General features: G+C 63.9%; 24 protein-coding genes. 10 read left to right on the top strand and 14 right to left on the bottom strand.

All coding sequences use genetic code 11. The features are described 5' to 3' along the window. Positions 1-24: 24 nt before the first annotated feature. Genes radA through GH663_RS16740 form a run of 3 tightly spaced genes read right to left on the bottom strand, consistent with a single transcriptional unit; the run spans position 25 to position 3,380 of the window. Complete coding sequence (gene radA, locus GH663_RS16750) at positions 25-1,386, bottom strand: DNA repair protein RadA (RefSeq protein ID WP_153132825.1); 1,362 nt, start codon at positions 1,384-1,386, stop codon at positions 25-27. Next, the gene (gene alr, locus GH663_RS16745; protein ID WP_153132824.1) at positions 1,387-2,481 is read right to left on the bottom strand and encodes an alanine racemase; all 1,095 of its coding nucleotides are present in this window, start codon (positions 2,479-2,481) and stop codon (positions 1,387-1,389) included. Further along, complete coding sequence (locus tag GH663_RS16740) at positions 2,478-3,380, bottom strand: LysR family transcriptional regulator (protein ID WP_153132823.1); 903 nt, start codon at positions 3,378-3,380, stop codon at positions 2,478-2,480. The genes alr and GH663_RS16740 overlap by 4 nt, the downstream gene beginning before the upstream one ends. 266 nt (positions 3,381-3,646) lie before the next feature. Between GH663_RS16740 and lplT the strand changes: the two genes are divergently transcribed. Beyond that, positions 3,647-4,912 carry a lysophospholipid transporter LplT gene (lplT, locus tag GH663_RS16735; RefSeq protein ID WP_153132822.1) on the top strand — a complete coding sequence of 422 codons (1,266 nt, stop codon included), beginning with the start codon at positions 3,647-3,649 and terminating at the stop codon, positions 4,910-4,912. A gap of 36 nt (positions 4,913-4,948) precedes the next feature. On the opposite strand, the gene GH663_RS16730 is transcribed toward lplT, so the two are convergent. The 4 genes from GH663_RS16730 to GH663_RS16715 form a co-directional block, all read right to left on the bottom strand. Beyond that, entirely contained in the window at positions 4,949-5,755 is an 807-nt protein-coding gene (locus GH663_RS16730) for a uracil-DNA glycosylase (protein WP_153132821.1), read from the bottom strand. Further along, positions 5,752-6,213 carry a ribosomal protein S18-alanine N-acetyltransferase gene (gene rimI / locus GH663_RS16725; protein ID WP_246181621.1) on the bottom strand — a complete coding sequence of 154 codons (462 nt, stop codon included), beginning with the start codon at positions 6,211-6,213 and terminating at the stop codon, positions 5,752-5,754. Before rimI ends, GH663_RS16730 begins: the two co-directional genes overlap by 4 nt. Beyond that, positions 6,210-6,899, bottom strand: coding sequence for a tRNA (adenosine(37)-N6)-threonylcarbamoyltransferase complex dimerization subunit type 1 TsaB (gene tsaB / locus GH663_RS16720; RefSeq protein WP_153132820.1), 690 nt, complete (start codon positions 6,897-6,899; stop codon positions 6,210-6,212). The genes rimI and tsaB overlap by 4 nt, the downstream gene beginning before the upstream one ends. A gap of 90 nt (positions 6,900-6,989) precedes the next feature. Next, on the bottom strand, positions 6,990-7,280 hold the full coding sequence (locus GH663_RS16715; protein ID WP_153132819.1) for a hypothetical protein: 291 nt from the start codon (positions 7,278-7,280) through the stop codon (positions 6,990-6,992). Between the two features lie 160 nt (positions 7,281-7,440). On the opposite strand from GH663_RS16715, the gene ompR reads away from it, so the two are divergent. After that, positions 7,441-8,169, top strand: a complete 729-nt coding sequence (gene ompR, locus GH663_RS16710) for an osmolarity response regulator transcription factor OmpR (RefSeq protein WP_153132818.1) — start codon at positions 7,441-7,443, stop codon at positions 8,167-8,169. Next, positions 8,166-9,470, top strand: a complete 1,305-nt coding sequence (locus GH663_RS16705) for an ATP-binding protein (RefSeq protein ID WP_246181620.1) — start codon at positions 8,166-8,168, stop codon at positions 9,468-9,470. Before ompR ends, GH663_RS16705 begins: the two co-directional genes overlap by 4 nt. On the opposite strand, the gene GH663_RS16700 is transcribed toward GH663_RS16705, so the two are convergent. The 7 genes from GH663_RS16700 to ispD all read right to left on the bottom strand — a co-directional run bounded on the left by GH663_RS16700 (position 9,460) and on the right by ispD (position 16,522). Beyond that, positions 9,460-10,302 carry an HDOD domain-containing protein gene (locus GH663_RS16700; RefSeq protein WP_153132817.1) on the bottom strand — a complete coding sequence of 281 codons (843 nt, stop codon included), beginning with the start codon at positions 10,300-10,302 and terminating at the stop codon, positions 9,460-9,462. The genes GH663_RS16705 and GH663_RS16700 overlap by 11 nt on opposite strands. Next, positions 10,299-10,619 (bottom strand): hypothetical protein, encoded by a 321-nt coding sequence (locus GH663_RS16695; protein WP_153132816.1) that lies wholly within the window; start codon positions 10,617-10,619, stop codon positions 10,299-10,301. The genes GH663_RS16700 and GH663_RS16695 overlap by 4 nt, the downstream gene beginning before the upstream one ends. Then, a complete protein-coding gene (locus GH663_RS16690) occupies positions 10,616-13,495 on the bottom strand; it encodes a putative bifunctional diguanylate cyclase/phosphodiesterase (RefSeq protein WP_153132815.1) in 2,880 nt (959 codons plus the stop codon). The genes GH663_RS16695 and GH663_RS16690 overlap by 4 nt, the downstream gene beginning before the upstream one ends. A gap of 73 nt (positions 13,496-13,568) precedes the next feature. Further along, positions 13,569-14,795, bottom strand: a complete 1,227-nt coding sequence (locus tag GH663_RS16685) for an HD-GYP domain-containing protein (RefSeq protein ID WP_153132814.1) — start codon at positions 14,793-14,795, stop codon at positions 13,569-13,571. Then, positions 14,792-15,325, bottom strand: a complete 534-nt coding sequence (gene thpR / locus GH663_RS16680) for an RNA 2',3'-cyclic phosphodiesterase (RefSeq protein WP_153132813.1) — start codon at positions 15,323-15,325, stop codon at positions 14,792-14,794. Before thpR ends, GH663_RS16685 begins: the two co-directional genes overlap by 4 nt. Positions 15,326-15,356: 31 nt before the next feature. Then, positions 15,357-15,839, bottom strand: coding sequence for a 2-C-methyl-D-erythritol 2,4-cyclodiphosphate synthase (gene ispF, locus GH663_RS16675; RefSeq protein ID WP_153132812.1), 483 nt, complete (start codon positions 15,837-15,839; stop codon positions 15,357-15,359). Continuing rightward, a complete protein-coding gene (ispD, locus tag GH663_RS16670) occupies positions 15,836-16,522 on the bottom strand; it encodes a 2-C-methyl-D-erythritol 4-phosphate cytidylyltransferase (protein ID WP_153132811.1) in 687 nt (228 codons plus the stop codon). The genes ispF and ispD overlap by 4 nt, the downstream gene beginning before the upstream one ends. 41 nt (positions 16,523-16,563) lie before the next feature. On the opposite strand from ispD, the gene GH663_RS16665 reads away from it, so the two are divergent. From GH663_RS16665 to GH663_RS16635, 7 genes are all read left to right on the top strand, one after another. Continuing rightward, entirely contained in the window at positions 16,564-17,820 is a 1,257-nt protein-coding gene (locus GH663_RS16665; RefSeq protein WP_153132810.1) for an MgtC/SapB family protein, read from the top strand. 10 nt (positions 17,821-17,830) lie between these two features. Then, positions 17,831-18,637 (top strand): AmmeMemoRadiSam system protein B, encoded by an 807-nt coding sequence (amrB, locus tag GH663_RS16660; RefSeq protein ID WP_153132809.1) that lies wholly within the window; start codon positions 17,831-17,833, stop codon positions 18,635-18,637. Then, the gene (amrA, locus tag GH663_RS16655) at positions 18,630-19,178 is read left to right on the top strand and encodes an AmmeMemoRadiSam system protein A (RefSeq protein WP_066887049.1); all 549 of its coding nucleotides are present in this window, start codon (positions 18,630-18,632) and stop codon (positions 19,176-19,178) included. The genes amrB and amrA overlap by 8 nt, the downstream gene beginning before the upstream one ends. After that, complete coding sequence (amrS, locus tag GH663_RS16650) at positions 19,175-20,269, top strand: AmmeMemoRadiSam system radical SAM enzyme (RefSeq protein WP_066887051.1); 1,095 nt, start codon at positions 19,175-19,177, stop codon at positions 20,267-20,269. Before amrA ends, amrS begins: the two co-directional genes overlap by 4 nt. After that, complete coding sequence (locus tag GH663_RS16645) at positions 20,266-20,859, top strand: dienelactone hydrolase family protein (RefSeq protein WP_066887054.1); 594 nt, start codon at positions 20,266-20,268, stop codon at positions 20,857-20,859. Before amrS ends, GH663_RS16645 begins: the two co-directional genes overlap by 4 nt. Positions 20,860-20,964: 105 nt before the next feature. Beyond that, entirely contained in the window at positions 20,965-21,597 is a 633-nt protein-coding gene (gene upp / locus GH663_RS16640; RefSeq protein ID WP_153132808.1) for a uracil phosphoribosyltransferase, read from the top strand. Continuing rightward, positions 21,594-22,826, top strand: a complete 1,233-nt coding sequence (locus GH663_RS16635; RefSeq protein ID WP_153132807.1) for a uracil-xanthine permease family protein — start codon at positions 21,594-21,596, stop codon at positions 22,824-22,826. Before upp ends, GH663_RS16635 begins: the two co-directional genes overlap by 4 nt. The last annotated feature ends 222 nt before the right edge of the window (positions 22,827-23,048 follow it).

Here is a 23,048-nt window from a genome sequence, read left to right as displayed (position 1 = left end):
GCCGAAAGGGATTCTTCCGACAGCTTATTCCAACTCGCGTATTCGGGCTACCGCCTCCTCGACCCGTTTGACGCCGATCACCTCCATGCCGTCGATGCCCTGTTTCGGCCGATTGGCCTCGGGAATCAGCGCCCGGGTAAAACCGAGCTTGGCCGCCTCCTTCAAACGCTCCTGACCACGCGGCGCCGGACGAATCTCGCCGGCCAGACCCACTTCGCCAAAAACAACCAATTTCGATGGCAAGGGCTTGTTCTTCAGCGACGAACTGATCGACAGCAGCACCGCCAGGTCGGCCGCCGGCTCGGTAATCTTGACACCACCCACGGCATTGACGAAGACATCCTGGTCGAAGCAGACGATGCCGGCATGCCGGTGCAGCACGGCCAGCAGCATGGCCAGCCGCTGCGCTTCCAGACCGACGGTCAGCCGCCGCGGATTGCCATGGGCGCTGTCGACCAGCGCCTGGATCTCGACCAGCAAGGGCCGCGTCCCCTCCTGCGTCACCATCACGCAGGAACCGGCGACGTCCTGCCCGTGCTGCGACAGGAATAGAGCCGAAGGATTGTTGACGCCTTTCAACCCCTTGTCGGTCATCGCGAAGACGCCGAGTTCATTGACCGCGCCAAAGCGATTCTTGAAGGCGCGCACCAGCCGGAAACTGGAATGGGTGTCGCCCTCGAAGTACAACACCGTATCGACGATGTGTTCGAGCACGCGCGGCCCGGCCAGCGCCCCTTCCTTGGTCACATGGCCGACCAGGATGATGGTGATGCCAAGCTGTTTGGCCAGCCGCGTCAGTTGCGCCGAACATTCTCGAACCTGTGCCACCGAACCCGGGGCGCTCGAAAGCTCGTCGGACCACATGGTCTGGATCGAGTCGACCACCGCCACTTCGGGCCGCTCCGCCTGCAGGGTGGACAAAATGCGCTCCAGGTTGATTTCGGCCATCAGTTGCAGGCGTCGGGTATCGAGGCTGAGGCGACGGGCGCGCAGCGCTACCTGTTCGCCCGACTCCTCGCCGCTGATATAGAGCACCTTGTGGCCGACCGACAGGTGTGACAGCGCCTGCAGCAGCAAGGTGCTCTTGCCGATGCCAGGATCGCCGCCAATCAGCACCACCCCGCCCGGCACCAGGCCGCCACCGAGCGCCCGATCGAATTCGCCGATGCCGGTCGCGATGCGCTCCGTCTCGCGCGCCTCGATTTCCGACAAATTCTGCAATTTGGCACTCGGCGCCAGCGACTCGAAACGATGATTGCTCGAGGCCTTCTCGGCCACCGTTTCGACCAGCGTATTCCACTGGTTGCAGCCGGGGCACTGCCCCTGCCACTTCGGGCTGGTCGCACCGCATTCCGTGCAACTGTAGATCGATTTGATTTTTGCCATTTAAACCTCGTCGACCGCAAGCGGCACGCGCGGGGCCAGGGCGCAGAACAGTTCGTAGGCGATGGTCCCGGCGGCGCTCGCCACCTCATCGGCCGGCACGGTGCCGGCGATGCCCTCGCCCCACAAGGTGACCGGCGCGCCGATGCCGGCTTCGGGGATATCGGTCAGATCGCAGGCCAGCATGTCCATCGACACTCGGCCGATAGTCCGCGTCCGCTTGCCCTGCACCGCAATCGGCGTGCCACTCGACGCATGGCGCGGGTAGCCGTCGGCGTAACCACAAGCCACGACACCGATCCGCATCGGCCGCTCGGCGGTAAAGGTGCCGCCATAGCCTACGCGCTCGCCGGCCGCCAACTCCTGGACACCAATGATGGCACTTTCCAGCGTCATCGCCGGCTGCAGGCCGAGATCGGCGGCGCTCTGATCGGCAAATGGGCTGGCCCCGTAGAGCACGATGCCCGGACGCACCCATTCAGTATGCGTCGCCGGGTGGCGAATGATTGCCGCCGAGTTGGCCAGGCAGCGCGCTCCGGACCAGTCGCCGGCGAGTGCGGAAAACCGCGCCATTTGCCAGTCGATACCGCGCTCGCCATCAGCTTCGGCAAAATGCGTCATCAAGGTTACGTCGAGCGCTGGCTCTTGCTGCAGCATTTCCCAGGCTCGCGGCAAACTGGCTGCGGTGAAGCCGAGGCGGTTCATACCGGTATTCAGCTTCAGGTAGACCGCCAATGGCGCCTCGAATTTGCCGGCCTGGAGCAGCAATTCCAACTGCTCAAGACAGTGAATGACCGTCGTCAGCCGATGCTCGACCACGGCGCGCACATCGCGCGCACTGAAGATGCCCTCAAGCAGCAGAATGGGTTGGGTAACGCCGGACTCGCGCAAGGCGACCGCGTTTTCGCACTCCAGCATGGCGAAGCCGTCGGCCTCATCACGCAAGGCAGCCAGCGCCCGCCATTGACCATGACCGTAGGCATTGGCCTTGATCACCGCCCACGCCTTTGAATGCGGTGCCAGCTTCTTGACCAGTTGATAGTTGTGCCGAATGGCGGCGCCTGAAATACGGGCGCGAATCGGTCGTGAGGTTTTCATAAAGCCAGTTCTCGGAGCTTCTTCTTGGCGAAATCGATAAAGGTTGTCGTCAGCCGAGACTGGAAGCGATCCTGCGGATGCACCAGATAGAGGCTGCGGGTCAGCGGCGGGTTCAGTGGCACCGAAGCCAGCGCACCGAGTTGGGTTTCCTTGGCGACCACGGCCCGCGACACGATGGCGAAACCGAGGCCGGTCGATACCACCCCTTTCAATGCCTCCGGGCTACCGAGCTCCATTTGCGTTTTCAGATTTTCGAGCGGCACCTGATTGGCGCTGAAATAGGCATCGCTGATTTCCCGGGTCCCCGAGCCCGGTTCCCGGGAAATGTATTCGTAATCGGCCAGCACCTTGGGAGTCACCGATTTCAGCGTGGCCAACGGATAGTCGGGAGCGCAGATAACCAGCAGTTCGTCCTCGCAACAGATCTGGCTGTTCAGGCCGGAGAGCTTGGCCGGCGCCTCGATCAAGCCGACATCCAGCGTATGCTCGGCGACCCGGCTTTCGATGCTTTCGGAATTGGCGACGATCAGTCGGGCCCGGACCTGTGGATAGAGCGCGTTGAACTCGCCCAGCACGCGCGGCAGCATGAATTCGGCAATCGTCGTGCTGGCACCGACCAGCAAGGGGCCGCGCATTTCACCGGTCATTTCGGAGAGGCGGGTTTCCATCTCGTCCGACAAGGCAAGGATCCGCTCGGCGTAACCGAGGACCAGTTCCCCGGCCGGAGTCAGCGAGATGCTGCCGTGGCGCCGTTCAAACAGGCGGGTGCTGTATTGCTCTTCCAATTGTTTGATCTGGAAGGTCACGGCCGGCTGCGTCATGAACAGGGCGTCAGCCGCCCGGGTAAAACTGAGGTGCTTGGCAACGGCATGAAAGACTTGCAAGCGCCGGTCAGCCATGATTTTTCTCCCTTGAGGTATGCGGGCGATATTCAATCACATTCCAGGCGAGCGCCGGCACCCAAACTGTAAAATGCCTCGTTTGTTACCGTCCACCGCAGGCATGTCACAGCCACTTAACATCCGTGTCCTAGTGTGAATCTTTTGACCTCGCCCCCGCCCCAAACCACACAAACATGCACAACTCGGAAGGCGCCGCAAGCCTTGCGTCCCGCGCAAAGCATGGTATAAACCTCGACCAAAGTTATATAAGAGACAAGACACTCGTGCCGTTTGGCTTCTACATCATCATGGCCGCGCAGTTTTTTTCCGCGCTGGCTGACAACGCCCTGCTGATTGCCGCCATCGCCGCGCTGCGTGAAATGCATGCGCCGTCCGAGTATGAGCCGCTCCTGAAGACTTTTTTCACTGTCTCTTACGTGCTGCTGGCAGCCTTTGTCGGCGCCTTTGCCGACTCGATGCCGAAATGGCGGGTGATGTTCATCAGCAACACCATCAAGATCGCCGGTTGCTCCTTGATGTTCTTCGGCGCCCATCCGCTGGTTGCCTATGCCGTGGTCGGCCTCGGTGCCGCCGCCTACTCGCCGGCCAAATACGGCATCCTCACCGAATACCTGCCGCATCGCCTGCTGGTCGTCGCCAACGGCTGGATCGAAGGCCTGACGGTCGGAGCCATCATCCTCGGCGTGGTCATCGGCGGCACGCTAATCCGCCCGGACATATCCCAAACCCTGCTCGCCTTCGATTTTCCGCTGATCACTACCGGCATCGACACGGTTGGCGAAATGGCGCTGACCGTGGTTGCCGTGCTTTATATCCTGGCTGCGATTTTCAATCTGTACGTACCGGATACCGGTGTCGATCACAAGCCGCTGAAGAAAAACCCGATTTACCTGATCCACGAATTCAACCACTGCCTGGCGCTGCTCTGGCGCGACAAACTGGGCCAGATTTCGCTGGCTGTGACGACCCTGTTCTGGGGCGCCGGAGCGACGCTGCAATTCATCGTCATCAAGTGGTCGGAAGTGGCGCTCAACCTCGACCTCTCCAAATCGTCGATGCTGCAGGGTGTCGTTGCCGTCGGCGTCGCCGTCGGCGCAATCCTCGCCGCCAAGTTCATCACGCTACGCAAGTCGGTGCGGGTCATTCCGCTCGGTATTGCAATGGGTCTGATCGTGCTGGTGATGAATTTTGTACACCAGATGTGGATGGCCATTCCATTGCTGATCGTCATCGGCGGCCTCTCCGGATTCTTCGTCGTGCCGATGAACGCCCTGCTGCAACATCGCGGCCACATCCTGATGGGGGCCGGTCACTCGATCGCCGTCCAGAACTTCAACGAAAACCTGTCGATCCTGATCATGACCGGGCTCTACTACATGATGATCAAGATGGACCTGTCGATCTACTGGGTCGTCACGCTGTTCGGGCTATTCGTCAGCGGCCTGATGTATATGATCCGCCAACGCCACATCGCCAACCAGGCAGCACAGGACGACGTCCAGCACCTCGATGACAGTGCCCATCACTGATCCCCGGCTCGCCACCTGGCGAACCGGGTGCCGCGTTCAGAAAGGCAGTTCGGGCACCGCCTGATCACGCAGCAGACGCCGGGCAAACAGCAGATCCTCCCAGGCCTTCGCCTTTTCGGGCAGGTTGCGCAGCAGATAGGCTGGGTGATAAGTCACCACCACCGGTATCCCCGCATATTCGAAACGTTTGCCGCGCATCGTGCCGAGCGCCTTGTCGTCGTGCAGCAGCGAATGCACCGCAGCCTTGCCGAGCAGCACGATGATCTTCGGCTTGAGCAACGCAATCTGGCGCTCCAGATAAGGTCGGCAGGCGGCCATCTCGGCCGCTTCCGGCGTGCGGTTGCCGGGTGGCCGGCATTTCACCGCGTTGCCGATGTAGACCTTGTTGCCACGCGCAATATTGAGCGCAGCCAGCATGTTGTCGAGCAGCTTGCCGGCCTGGCCGACAAACGGCTCGCCCTGCACATCCTCGTCGGCGCCCGGGCCTTCGCCAATGAACAGCCAGTCGGGATTGAGATCGCCGACGCCGAGCACAGCCTGTTTTCGTTGCTGACAAAGCGGGCAGGCCCGACATTCGGCAACCGCCCGGGTCAATTCCGGCCAATTCATGGCGTCGACCGCAGCATTCGCCGCTTGGAGCGCAACGGCAGGCGACGATGCCGGCGTTTGCAAGGCAGGTTTTTCAACAGGTGGCGGCGAAGGTCTTGTTTCGACAGCTGGTGCCGTCTCGATGGGCACCTCTGCCGGCAATTCCGCTGGCTCTTCGGCTTGCACCGTCTCACGCAGCTTCCAGATCGGCGAAATGCCCATCTCGACGAGCATTTGTTCGCGGCTCAGACTCATGCCAGCTCCTTGTCAAATACCAGGCCATCCTCGCGCCCGATGGCGGCCGGATAGTAGCCCTTGCGCAGACCGATCTGGCGAAAGCCAAAATGGTGGTACAGGTCGACCGCTCGTTCATTGGACGGCCGGACTTCGAGGAAAAGTTTATTCGCCCCGCCGAGTCGGGCGCACTCCATGGCGTGCCGCAACAGCCGGGCGCCATAGCCCTGCCCCTGGTAACGCTGACAGACCCCGATATTGAGCAGGTGCGCTTCGTCAATGACCGACATGACGACGGAAAAACCGATCAGGTCGCCGCCTAGCCGGCAAACCCAGACGCTGTGCCCCGCCGTCAGCGAGTCGGCGAAATTGCCGCGCGACCAAGGGAAAGCCTGGAGCGAGGCTTCGAGCGCGGCGACGCTGTCGAGGTCGTGCTCGTTCATCGGAAAAAATTCGGCGGCGATATTCGGTGCGCTCACGCCCGGCCACCTTCGCTTAGGCGCTCGGCCACGGTCTTCGCCACCTTGTCACGGACATAGAGCGGCGCAGCGAGGGCGGCATCAATCCATTCGCGGCGCACAGCTTGCGGTGCTGCGAGGCGGACCAGCGCCGCCGCGGTAGGTAAAAGGCCGGCCTGCACGGTGATACCGGCCGCAAGCAGCCGTTCCCGCAAGGCCGGATAGGCCCCTGCAGCATTGCCGCAGGCCAGCCAGCCGGCATCGGCAGGAAACTCGACATCGCCCGGCGCAGCAACCCGGATTTCACCTTGCAATTGATAGGTATCGCCGTGGCGCGTGTAGGTACCGGCGTACACCTCGCCCATCCGCGCATCAAGCAAGGCCAGCACCCGGTCGGCGGCACTCAGTTCGGCAAGGGCAGCGAGGCTGGTGACGGGGATCAGCGGAATATCAGCCGCCATCGCCAGCCCCTGTGCGGCACCGCAGGCCACCCGCAGGCCGGTAAAGGCACCGGGGCCAACACCGAAGGCAATGGCATCGAGCTGGGCAATCTTCAGCCCCGCCTCGCTGAGCAGTTCGCGAACCAGCGGCAACAGGGTTTCGGAATGCGACTTACCGGCCGGGCAAAAGCGTTCGGTGATCTGGCCGTCGCGCCACAGCGCGCAGGAGCCAAGTTCGGTGGAGGTTTCGAGAGCGAGGATCAGCATGGGGCCGCATTTTACCGGAGCGGCAGCCTGGCCGGGGCAAGGCATTGCGCCAAGTGGTGCTAACAAATGCCGAGGCAGCCAGCGAACACCTTAGTTCTCCCGCCGCCCATCGCGCCCTTCCCGCTCCTGCACGGCGCGCTGTTCGCGCATTTCCTCGCGCATGCGGCGCCGGTCTTCCGGTGGCACATCCTGCCAGCGTCGCCCGCCTCCCTCTTCACGCCGAAACTCGCGATCCTGCTGCCAGTGTTCGCGCATCTGCTGCCGCATTTGCCGACGCTCCTCGGGCGGCAAGTCCCGCCACTGCGCCTGTGCCCAGACGCCGCCCAGCGGGCCGAGCAGGCCCAGGAGCAACAGTGTGGAGAGGAGAATCCGGCGTTTCATGGCAATGACGAAGGTTTCGATGTGCAGATGCGATCATTGTCCATCGCAGCCCACCAGACAAGGCAAGCGAGATGTAAAAATATGTTTCCCGGCGCCGGTCCGACAATCCTTGTTACCATTTGTCGCGCTTGATTCACCGTCTGCAATTATCCTTGCCAGCATGAGCGAACAAAATACCCACCTTCTCGTCGTCGACGACGACGCCCGCCTGCGCGACCTGCTGACCCGTTACCTCGGCGAACAGGGCTTTGACGTCAAGGCTGTCGCCGACGGCCAGCAAATGGACAAGCTGCGCAGCCGCGAACATTTTCATCTGATCGTGCTCGACCTGATGATGCCGGGCGAAGATGGCCTGAGCATCTGTCGCCGCCTGCGCGGCACCGGCGACCTGACACCGATCATCATGCTGACCGCCAAAGGCGACGAAGTGGACCGCATTGTCGGGCTCGAAATGGGAGCCGACGACTACCTGCCGAAGCCCTTCAACCCGCGCGAACTGCTCGCCCGCATCCATGCCGTACTGCGCCGCCAAGGCAACCGGCCGCCGGGCGCGCCGGACGATGAAGCCGAAAACATCCGCTTCGGCAATCTCGAAGTAGACCTCGCTGCTCGGACGCTGAAACGCGGCGACGAACTGCTGCCGCTGACCACCGGCGAATTCGCCGTCCTCAAGGTCTTGCTCCACCACCCGCGCCAGCCGCTCTCCCGTGACAAACTGATGACGCTGGCCCGCGGCCGCGAACAGGGACCGTTCGACCGCGCCATCGACGTTCAGGTCTCCCGGCTGCGCAAGCTGATCGAGGTCGACCCGGCCCAGCCACGCTACCTGCAGACGGTCTGGGGCTTCGGCTACGTTTTCGTTCCGGACGGCACCGCACGCGACGCATGATGCCGCGCTCGCTGCTGGCTCGCACATTCCTGCTGCTGGCCATGCTGGTGCTGCTGACGACGGCCGCCTGGCTCAGCCTGTTCCGCTACATGGACGCCGAGCCGCGCGCCCGGGAAACGGCGCAACTGGCCGCCTCCGCGGTGAACCTGATCCGCGCCTCGCTGTTCGCTGCCGCTCCGGAAAAGCGCCTTGGCCTGTTCAACGAATTTTCGACTCGCGAAGGCATCCGCCTGCTGCCGGCCGAAGCGGAAGACGAGATCGAGGCGATGCCCGACAGCCGCTTCCACCGCCTGCTGCAACGCGAACTAGCCAGCCGGCTCGGCGATCACACGCGGATCGCCGCCAGTGTCGATGGCGTGCGCGGCTTCTGGGTCAGCTTCCGGCTGGAAGAGCACGATGACGAGGAATACTGGCTGATCCTGCCGCGCGAGCGTGCTGCGCGCAGTTTTGCCAGCCACTGGCTGACCTGGGGGCTACTCGCCACCCTGCTCGCCCTCGCCGTCGCCTGGCTGATCGCTTCGCGAATCAGCCGGCCGCTGAAAGCCATGGCCAAGTCAGCCGAAGCGGTCGGTCGGGGCCAGAGACCGGCCCCCCTGCCGGAAGACGGGGCCGTCGAACTGCGCCGGCTGGCCACCGCCTTCAATGCGATGGCGGCCGATCTCGAACGCCATGACAAGGATCGCTCGGAAGTGCTGGCCGGCATATCGCACGACCTGCGCACGCCACTAACCCGGCTCCGCCTCGAAGCCGAGCTCAGCGTCAGCGACGACAACGCCCGCCAGGCGGTGGTCGCCGACATCGAACAGATGGAAGCGGTGATCTCCCAGTTCATGGACTACGCCCGCGCCGAATCCGGCGAAGCCGCCGAACCGACCGACCTCACCGCCCTGCTCTCGACGCTGGCCGAACGCCAGGGCTACGTCGGCCGCCCGCTGGCACTGGAGCTTGCCCCGCTGCCCGACCTCAAGCTGCGGCCGAAAGCCTTGACCCGAGCGCTGACCAATCTGCTCGACAATGCCTGGAAATACGGTGGCGGCAACGTCACGCTGAAGGCTGCTGCGGTGGACAGTGAAATTCGGGTCGAAATCGCCGATCACGGGCCGGGTATTCCGGCTGGCGAAGCCGAACGCCTGAAGCGCCCGTTCACCCGGCTCGACACGGCGCGCACGAACGCCAGCGGCACCGGTCTCGGCCTGGCCATCGTCGAGCGCGTCGCCCACCTGCATGGCGGCCGTTTCGAGCTACTCCCGAATCCTGGCGGCGGCCTGCTCGCCCGCTTGACTCTGCCGATCAGCCGCTAAGCGCCTGACAGGTTTCGTCCATGCTCTGTTCGATCTGCGGCAGCAGACTGGCCAGCTTGGACGGATCCATGCCGAGCCGGTTCCACGCAGTGCGGTCGAGCGGCATCAGCATTTCCTCCGGTTGTCGGGACAAGCCGAGGGCATGGGCAATGGCATCGGCCATATGGATCAGGTCGGCCAATGAGCTTGCCGGCGCGCCGGCCGGCGCATGGTGGTCAGCTACCGCCTCGTGCAGTGAATCCGGAAAACGCCAGGTCTCGGCCAGCAGGCCGCCGACTTCGGCGTGGTCCATACCCAGAACGTTGCGCTCGGCCTCGACCAGAAAGCAGTCATGCTGCTTGCGGTAGGCGAGAACCGCCGCGTATTGCGTCGAAAAATTCGAGGCCAGCACCAGTTCGCCGATATCGTGCAGGATGCCCGCGGTAAAGGCGAGCTCGGCGTTATGACCGGCCAGCGGGGCAATCGCCCGGGCCGCCAGGCCGACCGCGACACAATGGCGGAGATAGGCCTGTTCATCGAAACCCGGGCACTGCTCGGGCCGAAAGGCACTGCTCATGCCAACCGCCAGCACCATGCTGCGCACTGCCCGAAAACCGAGAACCACCACCGCCTCGTTGATCGTCCCGACCCGGCTCTGCAAACCGTAGAACGATGAATTGGCAACGCGCAGCACACGAGCGGTCAGCCCCTGATCGCAGGCGATCTGATGGGCGATCTGCGAAATATCGACCTCTTCCTTGCTGAAGGAAGCCAGCAGTTCGGTCACCGCGGACGGCAAGGACGGCAACTGCTTGAGCCGGGCGACGACCTGATCACGGTTGAGCTGGTTCATGAACGATGCTCCATGCGGTAATCGAGCACAGCCTGATAGAGCGCCCGGGTCTCGTCACCGTCCCCCGCCTTGCGAAACACATGATCCAGTTGGGCGGTCAGCTTGGCCCGATAGGCCGCCTGCATCGCCTGGTCTTCCTCGACTTCGCGCTCGACGGAGACTTCGGCTATCTCCCGCCGTTGCAACCCCTGCAACATGCCCTCGCTGAGCTCCGCCCCAGCCGGCACCAAGACATGGCCGGCTTCATCAAGGACGGCGACGGCCAGCCGCATGCCGATGGCAGCCTCGCTGAGCGGCAAAGTTTCGACAACTTTCATTGGCCTCTCCCCTCAAGCAGCAGGAGCCAGCCGCCAGGCGAGGCTCCCGCGCCGATCTGCCGCCAGCGGCAGGCATAGTGTGCATTATTGATTCGGGCATCTGCATTGTCGCCAAGCAATGGCAACTCCGGCAACAAGTCTCGCAGCCGCTCACCGATCACCAGCCGCCGTTCAGCGAAGGCCTTCAGCGCGGCATCGTTGATCAGCACCAGCATACCCCCATCATCGATACCGAACACCGGCCATGACATTTCCGCCAGCAGTTCCTGCAAGATGCCATAGCCCTGCGCTTCGGTGGTTTGCAAAAGCTGATTCTGCAGTTCAAGTCGGCGTCGCTCTTCTTCGGCATGGAGCAGCTTGCGCCCGGCCTGCTCGACCTCGTGCGACAGGCGATTGTAGTCCTCGCTGATCCGGTGCTGTTCCAGGGCCTCCTCGACCGTATGCCGGAAGGCGGTCGCCTCGAAGGGCAGATGGATTACCCGATGGACCAGACCGGAGGCACTCAGTTCGGTGACCAGCTTGCGGTTCCACTCCCGGCCGCCAGCCAGCAGGATGCGCTCGCAGAGCGGTTGCATCTGCGCCGCCAGGCGGATCACGGCAGCAGTATCAAAGCCCTTGCGCGGCGAACCGCAGACCAGCACATCGACCAGATTGGCAGCAAACCATTGCGTTACCGCCTCGATGTCATTGGCCGTGCACACCCGGTGCCCGTCGCGGTCGAGCATGGAAATGACCTCTTCACAGCCGTCCACCGCAACGAACAGCGCCATCGGCTTGCGCGTGCCCGAACGCAGCAGGCTGGCCGGCAGGCACTTGTCGGCGGCCAGCAGTTCGCTCATTTCGGCCACCGGCAGCGGCCGTGAGAAGAAGTAGCCCTGAATGATGTCGCACTGGTGCGAAATGAGCAGCGCCAGTTGCTCCGGCGTTTCCACCCCTTCGGCGACGACCTTGAGTTTCAAATGGTGGGCCATGGTGATCACCGCCCGGGTAATCGAGGCATCGTCGGAATCGGCCGCGATATCCCGGACGAAGGAGCGATCGACCTTGACCGCATCGAGCGGAAAACGCTTCAGGTAGGCCAGGCTGGAATAGCCGGTGCCGAAATCGTCGAGCGAAATGCTGACCCCAGCCTCCTTGAGCGCAAAGAGCGTGCGGATCGCCGTATCGGCGTTCTGCATCAGCATGCTCTCGGTGATTTCAAGATCCAGGCAGGCCGGCTTCAGGCCGCTCAGGGCAAGGGTTTCGCGAATGTCGCCGAGCAGCGTATCGGACAACAACTGGCGCGCCGACAGGTTGACCGAGATGCTCGGCATGTCGAGCCCGGCCTGCTGCCAGAGCACGGTCTGGCGACAGGCCTCCTGCAGTACCCAGCGCCCGACCGGGACGATCAGGCCGGTCTCTTCGAGCATCGGGATGAACTGATCGGGCGGTACGAGGCCGCGCCGCGGATGATTCCAGCGCAGCAGTGCCTCCGCCCCGGTGATCCGACCGTTGGCGCAACTGACCTTGGGCTGGTAATGCAGCACGAACTCGTTGCGCAGGGAGGCGTTGCGCAGTTCGCTTTCGAGGAACAGACGATCGCGAATATCGTCCCGCATCTGCCCGGAATAGAACTGGTAGGTATTGCGCCCCTGGCTCTTGGCATGGCGGACCGCCACTTCGGCATGCGAGACCAGTTCATGTGCCGTCTCGCCATCGGCCGGGAAGAAGGCGATGCCGATGCTCGCTGTGGCGAAGACCTCCTGCCCCTCGACCCGCACCGGCAGGATCAGCGTATCGATGATCCGGCGCGCCACCGTGCTCGCGAACTGGCTGTCCGGCGCATCGGGCAACAGGATGACGAACACGTCACCGCCAATCCGTCCGATGCTGTCCGATTCGCGCAGCGAGCCGGACAGGCGGGCGCCGATCTGGCGCAGCAGTTCGTCGCCGGCGGTATGGCCGAGTGTCTGGTTAAGCTCGCGAAAATGATCGATATCGACCACCATGACGCCCACCGACAAGGCGGTGCGCCGGGCCAGCGCAATCAGGTGCCGGGCCTGCTCGTAGAACATCAGCTGGTTGGGCAGCGCGGTCAACGCATCGAAATGGGCAAAAAACGGCAACTGACGCTGATCGGCCAGCAGGCTGGTGACATCACTCGCCACCCCGCCGATACTGACCACCCGGCCAGCCTCGTCGCGGACCGGAAAGGTGCGCGCATGCAACCAGCGCACGCCACCGTCCGGCCGCACGACGCGAAACCGCTCGTCGAGGCCACCGAGACGATATTGCTGGAAGGCCTGCGCCAAACGCTTGCGGTCCTCGGCATGGACATGTTTCAGCGAGTCCATGGAATCAGCATAGAGAGCCTCGACATAGCGCCCCCAGATCTGCGCGTAGCCCTTGCTGACAAAGGTAATGCGCTGGCTTTCGGCATCGCTCAGCCAGTAGCACTCAGGCACATTGCTGGCCAGTTGCAGGAAACGCGCTTCGCATTCGTCCACCGGCACCCCGGGCATGGAGTGCACCTGGTTCTGGCGCAGTCGTAGCCGGGCGCATTCGCGCTCGACGACCGGCAGCAGACGCGACGGATTGCTCTTGAAAATGAAATCGCAGGCGCCGTTTTCGAGCAACTCGACCGGAAACAGTTTTTGACCGCGCGCAATGGCGAGCACGACCGGCAAACCGGGCGCCTGTTCGGCAACCAGATCGAGTACCTCGACCGGCTCGATGTCCGGCAAGGCGCAACTGAGCAGGGCAATATCCCAGGCTTCGCCGCTCAGCGCCTCGTCGATTTCGCTGCGCAACGCAGCTTGTCGCGAATAGACCGCATGCCCGCCGCCGCGCAGGGCGTCGAGCAGACGTTGGGCATCCCGGGCATTGGCGTCAACCAACAGTACCCGCAGGATTGCACTGCTTTCCGATTCCCCCTGCTCCGTCAAACAGCCCCCTGTGTTTTATCTTTGGCTACTGCAGAAAGCGCGAAATATCGATACCCATTTTATCCGCCGACTCAAAACTGACGATCCGGTCGCCGCCCCCCGAACCGACCGGCCGCGACAGATCGACATCCTCGGGCGCGATATAGTGCTGGCGCCGGCCGTCGTACATGACCCGTACCACCGGCGTCAGCAGATGCGTCTCGGACTGCTCGACCACCACCCCCAGGCGCCCGCTCTCCAGCCGGACCAGCGTCCCGATCGGATAGATACCGACACTCTTCAGGAAAACTTTCGTCATTTCCGGATCGAAATGATGCTGGCTCCATTCGAACAGCTTCTGCACCGCCAGCGCCGGCGAGATGCCCTTGCGGTAAACGCGGTTGGACGTGATCGCATCGTAGACATCGACAATCGCCGCCATCCGACCGACCGCGGGGATTTCGTCGCCTTTCAGGCCTTTCGGGTAGCCACTGCCATCGTAGCGCTCATGATGCAACTCAAGCGGTTGCATGGCCAGTGCCGGGATACCCGGCAACTGATGCATCAGGTCGGAGCCGAGCACGACATGCGACTTGATATGCCGCAACTCCTCGGCGTTGAGCCGGGCCGGCTTGTTGAGCACGGCCTGGGCGACCCGCATCTTGCCGATATCGTGGATCAGGCCGCCGAGCACGACATCGTGAATCGAGTTGATCTCCATATCGACCACCTTGGCAAAGCTGGCCAGCATGGTGCAGACACCGACCGAATGCAGGAAGGTGTAATCGTCCAGGCTTTTCAGGCGGCGCATGGTCATCATCGCCGAACTGTTGCGCATCACCGAAGCGACGATTTTTTCGATGCTCGGCTTGGCGGTGGCAACCTCGACCTGGCGACCGAGCCGGGCGTCTTCCATCAGATTGCGGATGATCTTCACCGCCTCGCCGAAAGCCAGGCGAGCCCGATTCATTTCCTCGGCCAGCGAAATACGTGGTTCCGGCGCCAGCGGCCGCGCCGTCATCGCCATCTGTTCGACCTGCTGCCCGGTTTGTACAGCTGCCTCCTGCGCGGTGGGTACGCCGTCGCCGACATCCCGCCCGCGATCGGTGTCGATGAACAACTCGCGAATACCGGCAGCCAGCACGCGGGCGACATCGTCTTCGGAGGCGATCATCATGCTGTTGAAGGCAAACGGATGGTGCAACCAGCCGGCATTGAAGTCGCTGACATACATGCCGGGCTCAAGCAGATTGACCGGGATTTTCTTGATCATGGAACGAGCGGAAACTCAGCAAGGATCTTGTATTCAGGGCCACTGGCCGATAGCTGGGAGCGTACCAGAACAAAGCTGGTGCACGACCAGGCGAGTGGCGCGATGGGCGGAAGTATTTGCGGCGGATGGCCGGCGGGAAGCTTGCGCAGCAGAGTCAGGTGCGCCGCGAACGGGCGATCGGCATCGGCCACGGCAAAACCGGCGGCGCCCAGTTGCTGTTGCAAGGCCTTGGCCAGCCCGGGCAATTCAGGTGGCGGCGCCGAGCAGCCGGCCCACAGCAGGCGGTTATGCGACCAATAGCCGAGGCGGTCGATTTGCAATTCAAACGGCGCCGCCCGGACACCGGCCGCCGTGCGAACCAGCAGCGGCAGACTGCTCTCGGCGACGGCGCCGAGGAAAGCCAGCGTCAGATGAATGCTTTCCGGTCGGGTCGCCTTGCCACCCAACTGGCTGGCCGCCGAACGGGCCGTGCCGGCCAGTGGTTCAGCAATGGCCGCCGGCGGCCACAAGGCAAAATAAACCCGTGCCATGGCCGGCCCGGGCTCTGTCCCCGCCTGCTCGTCAGGTGGCACGTTCGACCAGGACGATGGCCTGCGCCTCGATCGCCTCTTCGCGGCCGAGGTAGCCCAGGCGCTCGTTGGTCTTGCCCTTGATATTGACGCAATCGGCCGCAATTCCAAGGTCGACCGCGACATTCGCCACCATCGCCGCGGCATGCGGGGCCAGCTTTGGTTGCTGGGCGATCAGCGTCGCATCAACATTGACCGGACGCCAGCCCTTGTCGGCCAGCAAGGCGACGGCGGCGCGCAACAGTACGCGGCTGTCGGCGCCCTTGTAGCGCGGGTCGGTATCGGGGAAATGGCGGCCGATGTCGCCGAGCGCCACCGCCCCGAGCAAGGCATCAGTAATCGCGTGCAACAGCGCATCGGCGTCGGAATGACCGAGCAGGCCGGTGGCGTGCGGAATCTCGACGCCGCCGAGAATCAGCTTGCGGCCTGCGACCAGTTTATGGACGTCGTAACCCTGCCCGACCCGGAAATTCATTTACGCCCCCTCAATATCATCGCGGCCAGCGCCAGGTCGGCCGGGTAAGTCACTTTCAGATTGGTCGTATCGCCACGCACCAGTTTCGGCTGCAGGCCGAGGGCCTCGATGGCACCGGCCTCGTCGGTCACGGCACTGCACTTTTCCAGTGCTTCGACCAGTCGACCGTAGCGGAACATCTGCGGCGTCTGCGCCTGCCACAGGCCATCGCGCGGCTCGGTGGCGGCGACGCGCTGACTGGCGTCGGCCCGCTTCAGGGTATCGGCGACCGGCACGGCGAGGATGCCGCCAACCGGATCATCGGCCAGTTCATGGAACAGCGCGGCCAGCATGTCGGCGCTCAGGCAGGGCCGGGCCGCATCATGCACCAGCACCCAGTCGTCCTCGGCGGCGACCATCGCCGCCGCCTGCAGGCCGTTGGCTACGCTTTCGGCCCGGGTGGCGCCGCCGCAGCGGACGGTTTCGAGCTTGGCACCGAGTTCGGACCAGTCATGACGCCCCCATTCGGTGTCGTCCGGCGACAGCACGACCCAGACGCGGTCGATGTCGGGACAGGCGACCAGCGCCGCCAGGGTGTGGAAGATCAGTGGTCGGCCGAGCAGGCTCAGGTACTGTTTGGGTTTCTCGGCGCCGAAGCGGGAACCGCTGCCGGCAGCGGGAACGATTGCGAAATGACGTGGCATGGCTTAATTTTACTTAATAACGACCATAAAAGAGGAATCGCATGAGCTTCGTCGTTCCCGAACTGGCTGGCCCCGTCGAGGCTTTCTCAACGGCACTGGGGGTCGGCCTGCTGGTCGGCATGGAGCGCGAGCGGCGCCCGGATACCGCCGCCGGCCTGCGCACCTTCGCCCTGGTTGCCATGCTCGGCTGCCTGTTTGCCCTGCTCGGCGAAAAAGCCGGCGGTCCGTGGCTGCTGGTTGCCGGCCTGCTGGTCATTTCAGCCGCCATGGTCGCCTCCAACTTTTCCTCGCGGCAGGAAGAGCAGTATCGCGGCTTTACTTCGGAAGCCGCCGTCATCGTCACCTACGGGCTGGGCGCGGCAATCTGGTTCGGCTATTCGACGCTGGCTGTGATGCTCGCCATCACGACGACCATCCTGCTCTATTTCAAGGCCGAACTGCGCCAGTTCAGCGAACGGACCACGCCGAAGGACATCAATTCGATGCTGCAATTCGCGGTGCTGTCGCTGGTCATCCTGCCCATCCTGCCGAGCGAGGATTTCGGCCCCTACAACGCCATCAACCCGCGCCAGATCTGGTGGATGGTAGTGCTGATCTCCGGCCTGGCGCTCGGCGGCTATCTCGCCCTGCGCATCATCGGCGCCCGGCACGGCGCCGCTCTGCTCGGCATTTTTGGCGGTCTGGCCTCGTCCACCGCGACGACCATGATGTTCTCGCGCCACGCCCGCGACCATGCCGACCTGACCCGGATGTCGGCGATCGTCATCCTGATCGCCAATGTCATGGTGATGATCCGCCTCGGCCTGATTTCCGGCGTCGTCGCCCCGGCGCTGGTGACGCCAATTGCCACCGTCTTTGCCTGCGGCATCGTGCCCGGCGTCGTGATGGCGCTCTACGGCTGGAAGATCCTCAGTGCCGGCGGCGCCTTGCCGATGCCCGAAGTCAAGAACCCGACCGAACTGAAGACCGCGATTTCCTTCGGCCTGCTCTACGCCATCGTGCTGCTCGCCTCGGCCTGGCTGCAGGACATCGCCGGCAACAGCGGCCTTTACATCGTCGCGCTGGCCTCAGGGCTGACCGACGCCGACGCCAGCGTGCTGTCCACGCTGCGCATGTTCAACCTGGAAAAAATCTCCGGTGGCGAAGCGGTGATCGCCGTCACCCTGGCGTTGATGGCCAACCTGGTTTTCAAGATCGGGCTGGTCGTCAGCATCGGCGGCGGCCATCTCGCCCGTTACGCGCTGCCCGGCCTGATCGCCATCGGCAGCGGCATGGCCGCCGGACTGATGCTGTTGTAAGGAGACGACCATGAGCATCACCCGTCCTCCCGCCGTCGCCGGCACCTTTTATCCAGGCACCCCATCGGTGCTGGCTGCTACCGTCGATCAACTGCTCGCCGATGCCACGCCCACCGTCACCGCCCAACCCAAGGCGCTGATCGTGCCGCACGCCGGCTACATTTACTCCGGCTCGACCGCCGCCATGGCCTACGCCGCGCTGAAGCCATGGCGCGAGCAGATTCGCCGAGTGATCCTGCTCGGCCCGACACATCGCGTCGCGGTCGACGGCCTGGCCCTGCCCGAAGTCGAGTTTTTCTCGACGCCGCTTGGCAACATTCGCCTCGACCGCGAGGCCATCGCCCAATTGGCCGAGCTGCCGCAGATCTCCTTCAGCGACACTGCCCACGCCTGGGAACATTCGCTGGAAGTGCATCTGCCCTTCCTGCAGCGGGTGCTGGCCGATTTCACGCTGGTCCCGCTCGCCGTCGGCCATGCCTCGCCGCACGCCGTCGGCGAAGTGCTCGATCTGCTCTGGGGCGGCCCGGAAACCCTGATCGTCGTCAGCTCCGACCTCTCGCACTTCCTGCCCTACGCCAGCGCCCGACAGGTCGACCACGACACCTGCCAGCACATCCTGCAACTCGACACCCATATCCGCCCCGAACAGGCCTGCGGCGCCTACCCGGCCAACGGCCTGCTGCTCGCTGCCCGCCAGCGCGGGCTGGTGCCGCAACTGATCCACCTGTGCAACTCCGGCGATACGGCCGGCGACAAGGAACGGGTCGTCGGTTATGCCGCCTTTGCCTTTCACGAAACGGAAACTGGCCATGGATGAACTCGGCAAGACCCTGCTCAGCCTCGCCCGCCACGCCATCGCCGCCCATTTCGGCGAAACGGCAATGCCGGCGGTCGACCTCCCGGAATTGCACAAAATGGGCGCCTGCTTCGTCACGCTGACCCAGCAGGGCCACCTGCGCGGCTGCATCGGCACACTCGAAGCCTGGCGTCCACTCGGCGAGGATGTTCAGGAAAACGCCCGCAACGCCGCTTTCCGCGATCCGCGCTTCACGCCGCTGATTGCCGCCGAAGTCCCCATTACCCGGATCGAAGTCTCGCTGCTGACACCCGCCGTGCCAGTGGCGTTCCACGACGAAGCCGACGCCCTGGCCCAACTGCGCCCGGGGATCGACGGCGTCATCTTCACCGCCGGCCGGCACCGCGCCACCTTCCTGCCGCAAGTTTGGGAGGATCTGCCGGAGGCACGCAAATTCATGGCCCACCTCAAGCAGAAAGCCGGGCTACCCGCCGATTACTGGGGGCCGGATGTCCAGCTCGAACGCTACCAGGTGCAGAAATGGAAGGAGTCCACCCCATGAGCACCCACGAAACTCTTTACCCTGGCCGCTGGTGGCACGCCCTGCCCGACGGCCGTATCCAGTGCGATCTCTGCCCGCGCGACTGCCAGTTGCACGAAGGCCAGCGCGGCGCCTGCTTCGTTCGCCAGCGGGTCAACAACGCCATGCAGCTGACGACCTACGGTCGCTCGTCCGGCTTCTGCATCGACCCGATTGAAAAAAAGCCGCTCAACCATTTCTACCCGGGCAGCAGCATCCTGTCGTTTGGTACGGCTGGCTGCAATCTGGCCTGCCGCTTCTGCCAGAACTGGGACATTTCCAAGTCGAAGGACATGGACCGCCTGATGGACGAAGCCAGCCCACAGGCCATATCCAATGCCGCCCGGCGCTACGGGGCGGACAGCGTCGCCTACACCTACAACGACCCGGTGGTCTTTGCCGAATACGCCATCGACACCGCCCTCGCCTGCCGCGAACAGGGCATCCGCAATGTCGCTGTCACCGCCGGCTACATCCATCCGGCACCGGCCCGCGAATTCTTTGCCGTGATGGATGCGGCCAACGTCGATCTAAAGGCCTTCACCGAGAATTTCTATCACAAGCTCTGCGTCGCCCATTTGCAACCCGTGCTCGACACCCTGGCCTACCTCCACCACGAAACCGATTGTTGGGTGGAAATCACCACGCTGCTGATTCCCGGCAACAACGACAGCCCGGCCGAAATCAACGAACTGGCCAATTGGGTGATGCGCGAACTCGGCCCGGATGTGCCGCTGCATTTCACCGCCTTCCACCCCGACTGGAAGATGACCGACATCCCCGCCACGCCGCCCGAAACGCTGAGCCAGGCCCGCCGCATCGCGCTCGATACTGGCCTGCACCACGTCTACACCGGCAACGTCCATGATAGCGAAGGCGGCACCACCTTCTGCCCGAGCTGCCACGCCGCGCTGATCGTCCGCGACTGGTACGACATCCGACGTTACGATCTGACCGCCGAAGGGCATTGTCCGCATTGCCAGACCGCCCTTGCCGGCCGCTTCGGCGCCAGCCTCGGCCGCGACGGCAAGGCCTTCGGGGCGCATCGCATTGCGGTTCGCCTGGCCCCATGAAGCGCGACCTGCTGATCTCGACGCCGCATGGCCAGTTGCATGGCCAGCTCGAACTGCCCGATCAGCCGCGCGGCCTGATCCTGCTCGCCCGCGCCCACCATGCGCCGGTCGACGCCGTGATCGCGGCCAATCTGGCGGCACGCGGCTACGCCATCCTCAATATGGAACTGCTCTCGGCCCGCGAAGCGCAGTTTTCGGATGCCACGCAAAACGTGCCGCGCCTGAGCCAGCGCCTGCTCGACATCATCGACCTGATCCGCAACGACGGCGACATGCAGGACCTGTCGCTCGCCATCCTGGCCAGCGGCGATGCCACGCCGGCCGCCATCCGCACCGCCGCCCGGCGCGACACCCAGGTCAAGGTGATCGCCGGACACGGCGGCCTGATCGACCGGGCCGGGCTGCAGGCCCTTGAGCTGCTGGTCGCCCCATTGCTGATGCTGTTCGACCCCACTGACCGCCTCGGCGAAGCCGCTTTTCGGCGGGCCCTGATTCACCTGAAAGGCGTGCACGAAATGCATCTGCTGCACGCCGGCGAAAACCCGATGGCCCGGGTGGTGGCCTGGTTTTCGCAACATTTGCATGGTTGACCGCAGCAATCACCCATTTTTGAGCCCCGGTATGTGATTTCCCGTATGGGCGGCCGGGCGGCAATCGATTAATCTTCGCCTCCTGCCCATTCCCGAGGAATTGCCATGCCGGTGATCGAAGTCCGCCACCCCCTGGTCAAACATAAAATAGGCCTGATGCGCGAAGGCGACATCAGCACCAAGAAGTTTCGCGAACTGACCGCCGAAATCGCCCGCCTGCTGACCTACGAGGCCTGCCGCGACTTCGAGCTGGAAAAAGTCACCATCGACGGCTGGGCCGGGCCGGTCGAGATCGACCAGATCAAGGGCAAGAAAGTCACCGTCGTGCCGATCCTGCGCGCCGGGCTCGGCATGCTGGACGGTGTGCTCGACCTGATCCCGAATGCCAAGGTCAGCGTCGTCGGCATCGCCCGCAACCACGACACCCTGATGCCGGAATCCTATTTCGAACGCTTCGTCGGCCAGCTCGACGAACGCCTGGCAATGATCATCGACCCGATGCTGGCCACCGGCGGCTCACTGATCGCCACCATCGACATGTTGAAGCGCAACGGCTGCAAGCACATCAAGGCGCTGGTCCTGGTCGCCGCGCCGGAGGGGATCAAGGCGCTCGAAGCCGCCCACCCCGACGTGCAGCTGTACACCGCCGCCATCGACAGCCACCTCAACGAAGTCGGCTACATCATTCCCGGCCTCGGCGACGCCGGCGACAAGATTTTCGGGACCAAGGAAGCATGAGCGCCGGCCACGAGCCGGTCTGGCGCACCGCCCTGTCCGGGGCGCAAATTCTCTTCGTCGCCTTCGGGGCGACGGTGCTGGTGCCGCTGCTGACCGGCCTCAACCCCAGCCTGGCGCTGCTCGGGGCCGGCGTCGGCACGCTGATCTTCCAGCTCTGCACCAAACGCCAGGTGCCGATCTACCTCGGCTCCAGCTTTGCCTTCATCGCCCCGGTCATCTACTCGGTGCAGACTTGGGGCATGCCGGCGACGCTCGGCGCGCTAGCCTCGGCCAGCTTTTTCTATTACGTCGCGGCCGGCCTGGTCAAATGGCGCGGCGTCGGCTTCATCCACCACCTGCTGCCGCCGGTCGTCATCGGCCCGGTGGTCATGGTCATAGGCCTCGGCCTGGCCCAAGTCGCGGTCGGCATGGCGACCGGCAAGGCCGGCGCAGCGCAGGTCGTGCCCTACGACACGGCGATCGCCATCGCCGCCATTTCTCTGCTGGCGACGATGTTGACCGCCATCCGCGCCCGCGGCCTGTTGAAGCTGGTACCGATCCTGGTCGGCGTCGCCGTCGGTTATGTCGTTTCGCTGGCGGTCGGCATCGTCGATTTCTCGCGAGTGACCGATGCCGCCTGGCTCGCCCTGCCGCAATTCGGCACGCCGGAATTCAACCTGGCCGCCATCCTGTTCATGATCCCGGTCGCCATCGCCCCCATCGTCGAACACGTCGGCGGCATCCTCGCCATCGGCTCGGTCAGCGGCAAGGACTACACCGAAAGCCCCGGCCTGCATCGCACACTGCTCGGCGACGGGCTGGCGGTCAATGTCGTCGGCCTGTTCGGCGGCCCGCCGGTGACCACCTACGGCGAAGTGACCGGCGCCGTCATGCTGACCAAAAACTACAACCCGGTGGTGATGACCTGGGCCGCCTGCTTCGCCATCCTGATGGCCTTCGTCGGCAAGTTCGGCGCCCTGCTGCAGACCATCCCGCTGCCGGTGATGGGCGGCATCATGGTCCTGCTCTTCGGCTCGATCGCCGGCATCGGCCTGAAGACGCTGATGGACGCCCGGGTGAACCTGTCCAGCGCGCGCAACCTGTGCATCGTTTCGGTGACGCTGGTCACCGGCATCGGCGGCCTGGCCGTGCAGATCGGCAGCTTCTCGCTGCAGGGCATCAGCCTGTGCGGCGTGCTCGCCGTACTGCTCAACCTGTTGCTGCCGAAGGATGAAGACGCAGCAAGCTGAGCATAAGCAACATCAACCAAGCCGGCCGCCCCCAGCGCCGGCTTTTTTTCGCCCCGATTTTTGCCATTTTTGACCGGTCGACCGCCGGGGTCGATACATCGAGTGAGCCGACCGCATGCGCTCATCGCTCCTGAGCAAGAAATGTGTTCGTGACCAAAGTCCTATCAGACAGCAACCGGCCACTAGCGGGCACTCGGTAACCCTGCCCCAAAGCAGACATTG

Origin of the sequence: Dechloromonas hortensis (assembly GCF_009469765.1) — a bacterium.
Lineage (GTDB): Bacteria > Pseudomonadota > Gammaproteobacteria > Burkholderiales > Rhodocyclaceae > Azonexus > Azonexus hortensis.
Note: the sequence above shows the minus strand (reverse complement) of the source record. Positions and strands in the feature narration are given on the sequence as shown.

Excerpts from the sequence above, each read along its gene's own strand:
- tsaB (WP_153132820.1), bottom strand. The coding sequence starts at position 6,899 with ATGCTGATCCTCGCTCTCGAAACCTCCACCGAACTTGGCTCCTGCGCG.
- amrS (WP_066887051.1), top strand. The coding sequence starts at position 19,175 with ATGAGCACCCACGAAACTCTTTACCCTGGCCGCTGGTGGCACGCCCTG.
- GH663_RS16665 (WP_153132810.1), top strand. The coding sequence starts at position 16,564 with ATGAGCTTCGTCGTTCCCGAACTGGCTGGCCCCGTCGAGGCTTTCTCA.
- GH663_RS16700 (WP_153132817.1), bottom strand. The coding sequence starts at position 10,302 with ATGAACCAGCTCAACCGTGATCAGGTCGTCGCCCGGCTCAAGCAGTTG.
- ompR (WP_153132818.1), top strand. The coding sequence starts at position 7,441 with ATGAGCGAACAAAATACCCACCTTCTCGTCGTCGACGACGACGCCCGC.
- amrA (WP_066887049.1), top strand. The coding sequence starts at position 18,630 with ATGGATGAACTCGGCAAGACCCTGCTCAGCCTCGCCCGCCACGCCATC.
- GH663_RS16705 (WP_246181620.1), top strand. The coding sequence starts at position 8,166 with ATGATGCCGCGCTCGCTGCTGGCTCGCACATTCCTGCTGCTGGCCATG.
- GH663_RS16695 (WP_153132816.1), bottom strand. The coding sequence starts at position 10,619 with ATGAAAGTTGTCGAAACTTTGCCGCTCAGCGAGGCTGCCATCGGCATG.
- upp (WP_153132808.1), top strand. The coding sequence starts at position 20,965 with ATGCCGGTGATCGAAGTCCGCCACCCCCTGGTCAAACATAAAATAGGC.
- ispD (WP_153132811.1), bottom strand. The coding sequence starts at position 16,522 with ATGCCACGTCATTTCGCAATCGTTCCCGCTGCCGGCAGCGGTTCCCGC.
- GH663_RS16645 (WP_066887054.1), top strand. The coding sequence starts at position 20,266 with ATGAAGCGCGACCTGCTGATCTCGACGCCGCATGGCCAGTTGCATGGC.
- radA (WP_153132825.1), bottom strand. The coding sequence starts at position 1,386 with ATGGCAAAAATCAAATCGATCTACAGTTGCACGGAATGCGGTGCGACC.
- GH663_RS16635 (WP_153132807.1), top strand. The coding sequence starts at position 21,594 with ATGAGCGCCGGCCACGAGCCGGTCTGGCGCACCGCCCTGTCCGGGGCG.
- thpR (WP_153132813.1), bottom strand. The coding sequence starts at position 15,325 with ATGGCACGGGTTTATTTTGCCTTGTGGCCGCCGGCGGCCATTGCTGAA.
- GH663_RS16740 (WP_153132823.1), bottom strand. The coding sequence starts at position 3,380 with ATGGCTGACCGGCGCTTGCAAGTCTTTCATGCCGTTGCCAAGCACCTC.
- alr (WP_153132824.1), bottom strand. The coding sequence starts at position 2,481 with ATGAAAACCTCACGACCGATTCGCGCCCGTATTTCAGGCGCCGCCATT.
- ispF (WP_153132812.1), bottom strand. The coding sequence starts at position 15,839 with ATGAATTTCCGGGTCGGGCAGGGTTACGACGTCCATAAACTGGTCGCA.
- amrB (WP_153132809.1), top strand. The coding sequence starts at position 17,831 with ATGAGCATCACCCGTCCTCCCGCCGTCGCCGGCACCTTTTATCCAGGC.
- GH663_RS16685 (WP_153132814.1), bottom strand. The coding sequence starts at position 14,795 with ATGATCAAGAAAATCCCGGTCAATCTGCTTGAGCCCGGCATGTATGTC.
- GH663_RS16715 (WP_153132819.1), bottom strand. The coding sequence starts at position 7,280 with ATGAAACGCCGGATTCTCCTCTCCACACTGTTGCTCCTGGGCCTGCTC.
- GH663_RS16730 (WP_153132821.1), bottom strand. The coding sequence starts at position 5,755 with ATGAGTCTGAGCCGCGAACAAATGCTCGTCGAGATGGGCATTTCGCCG.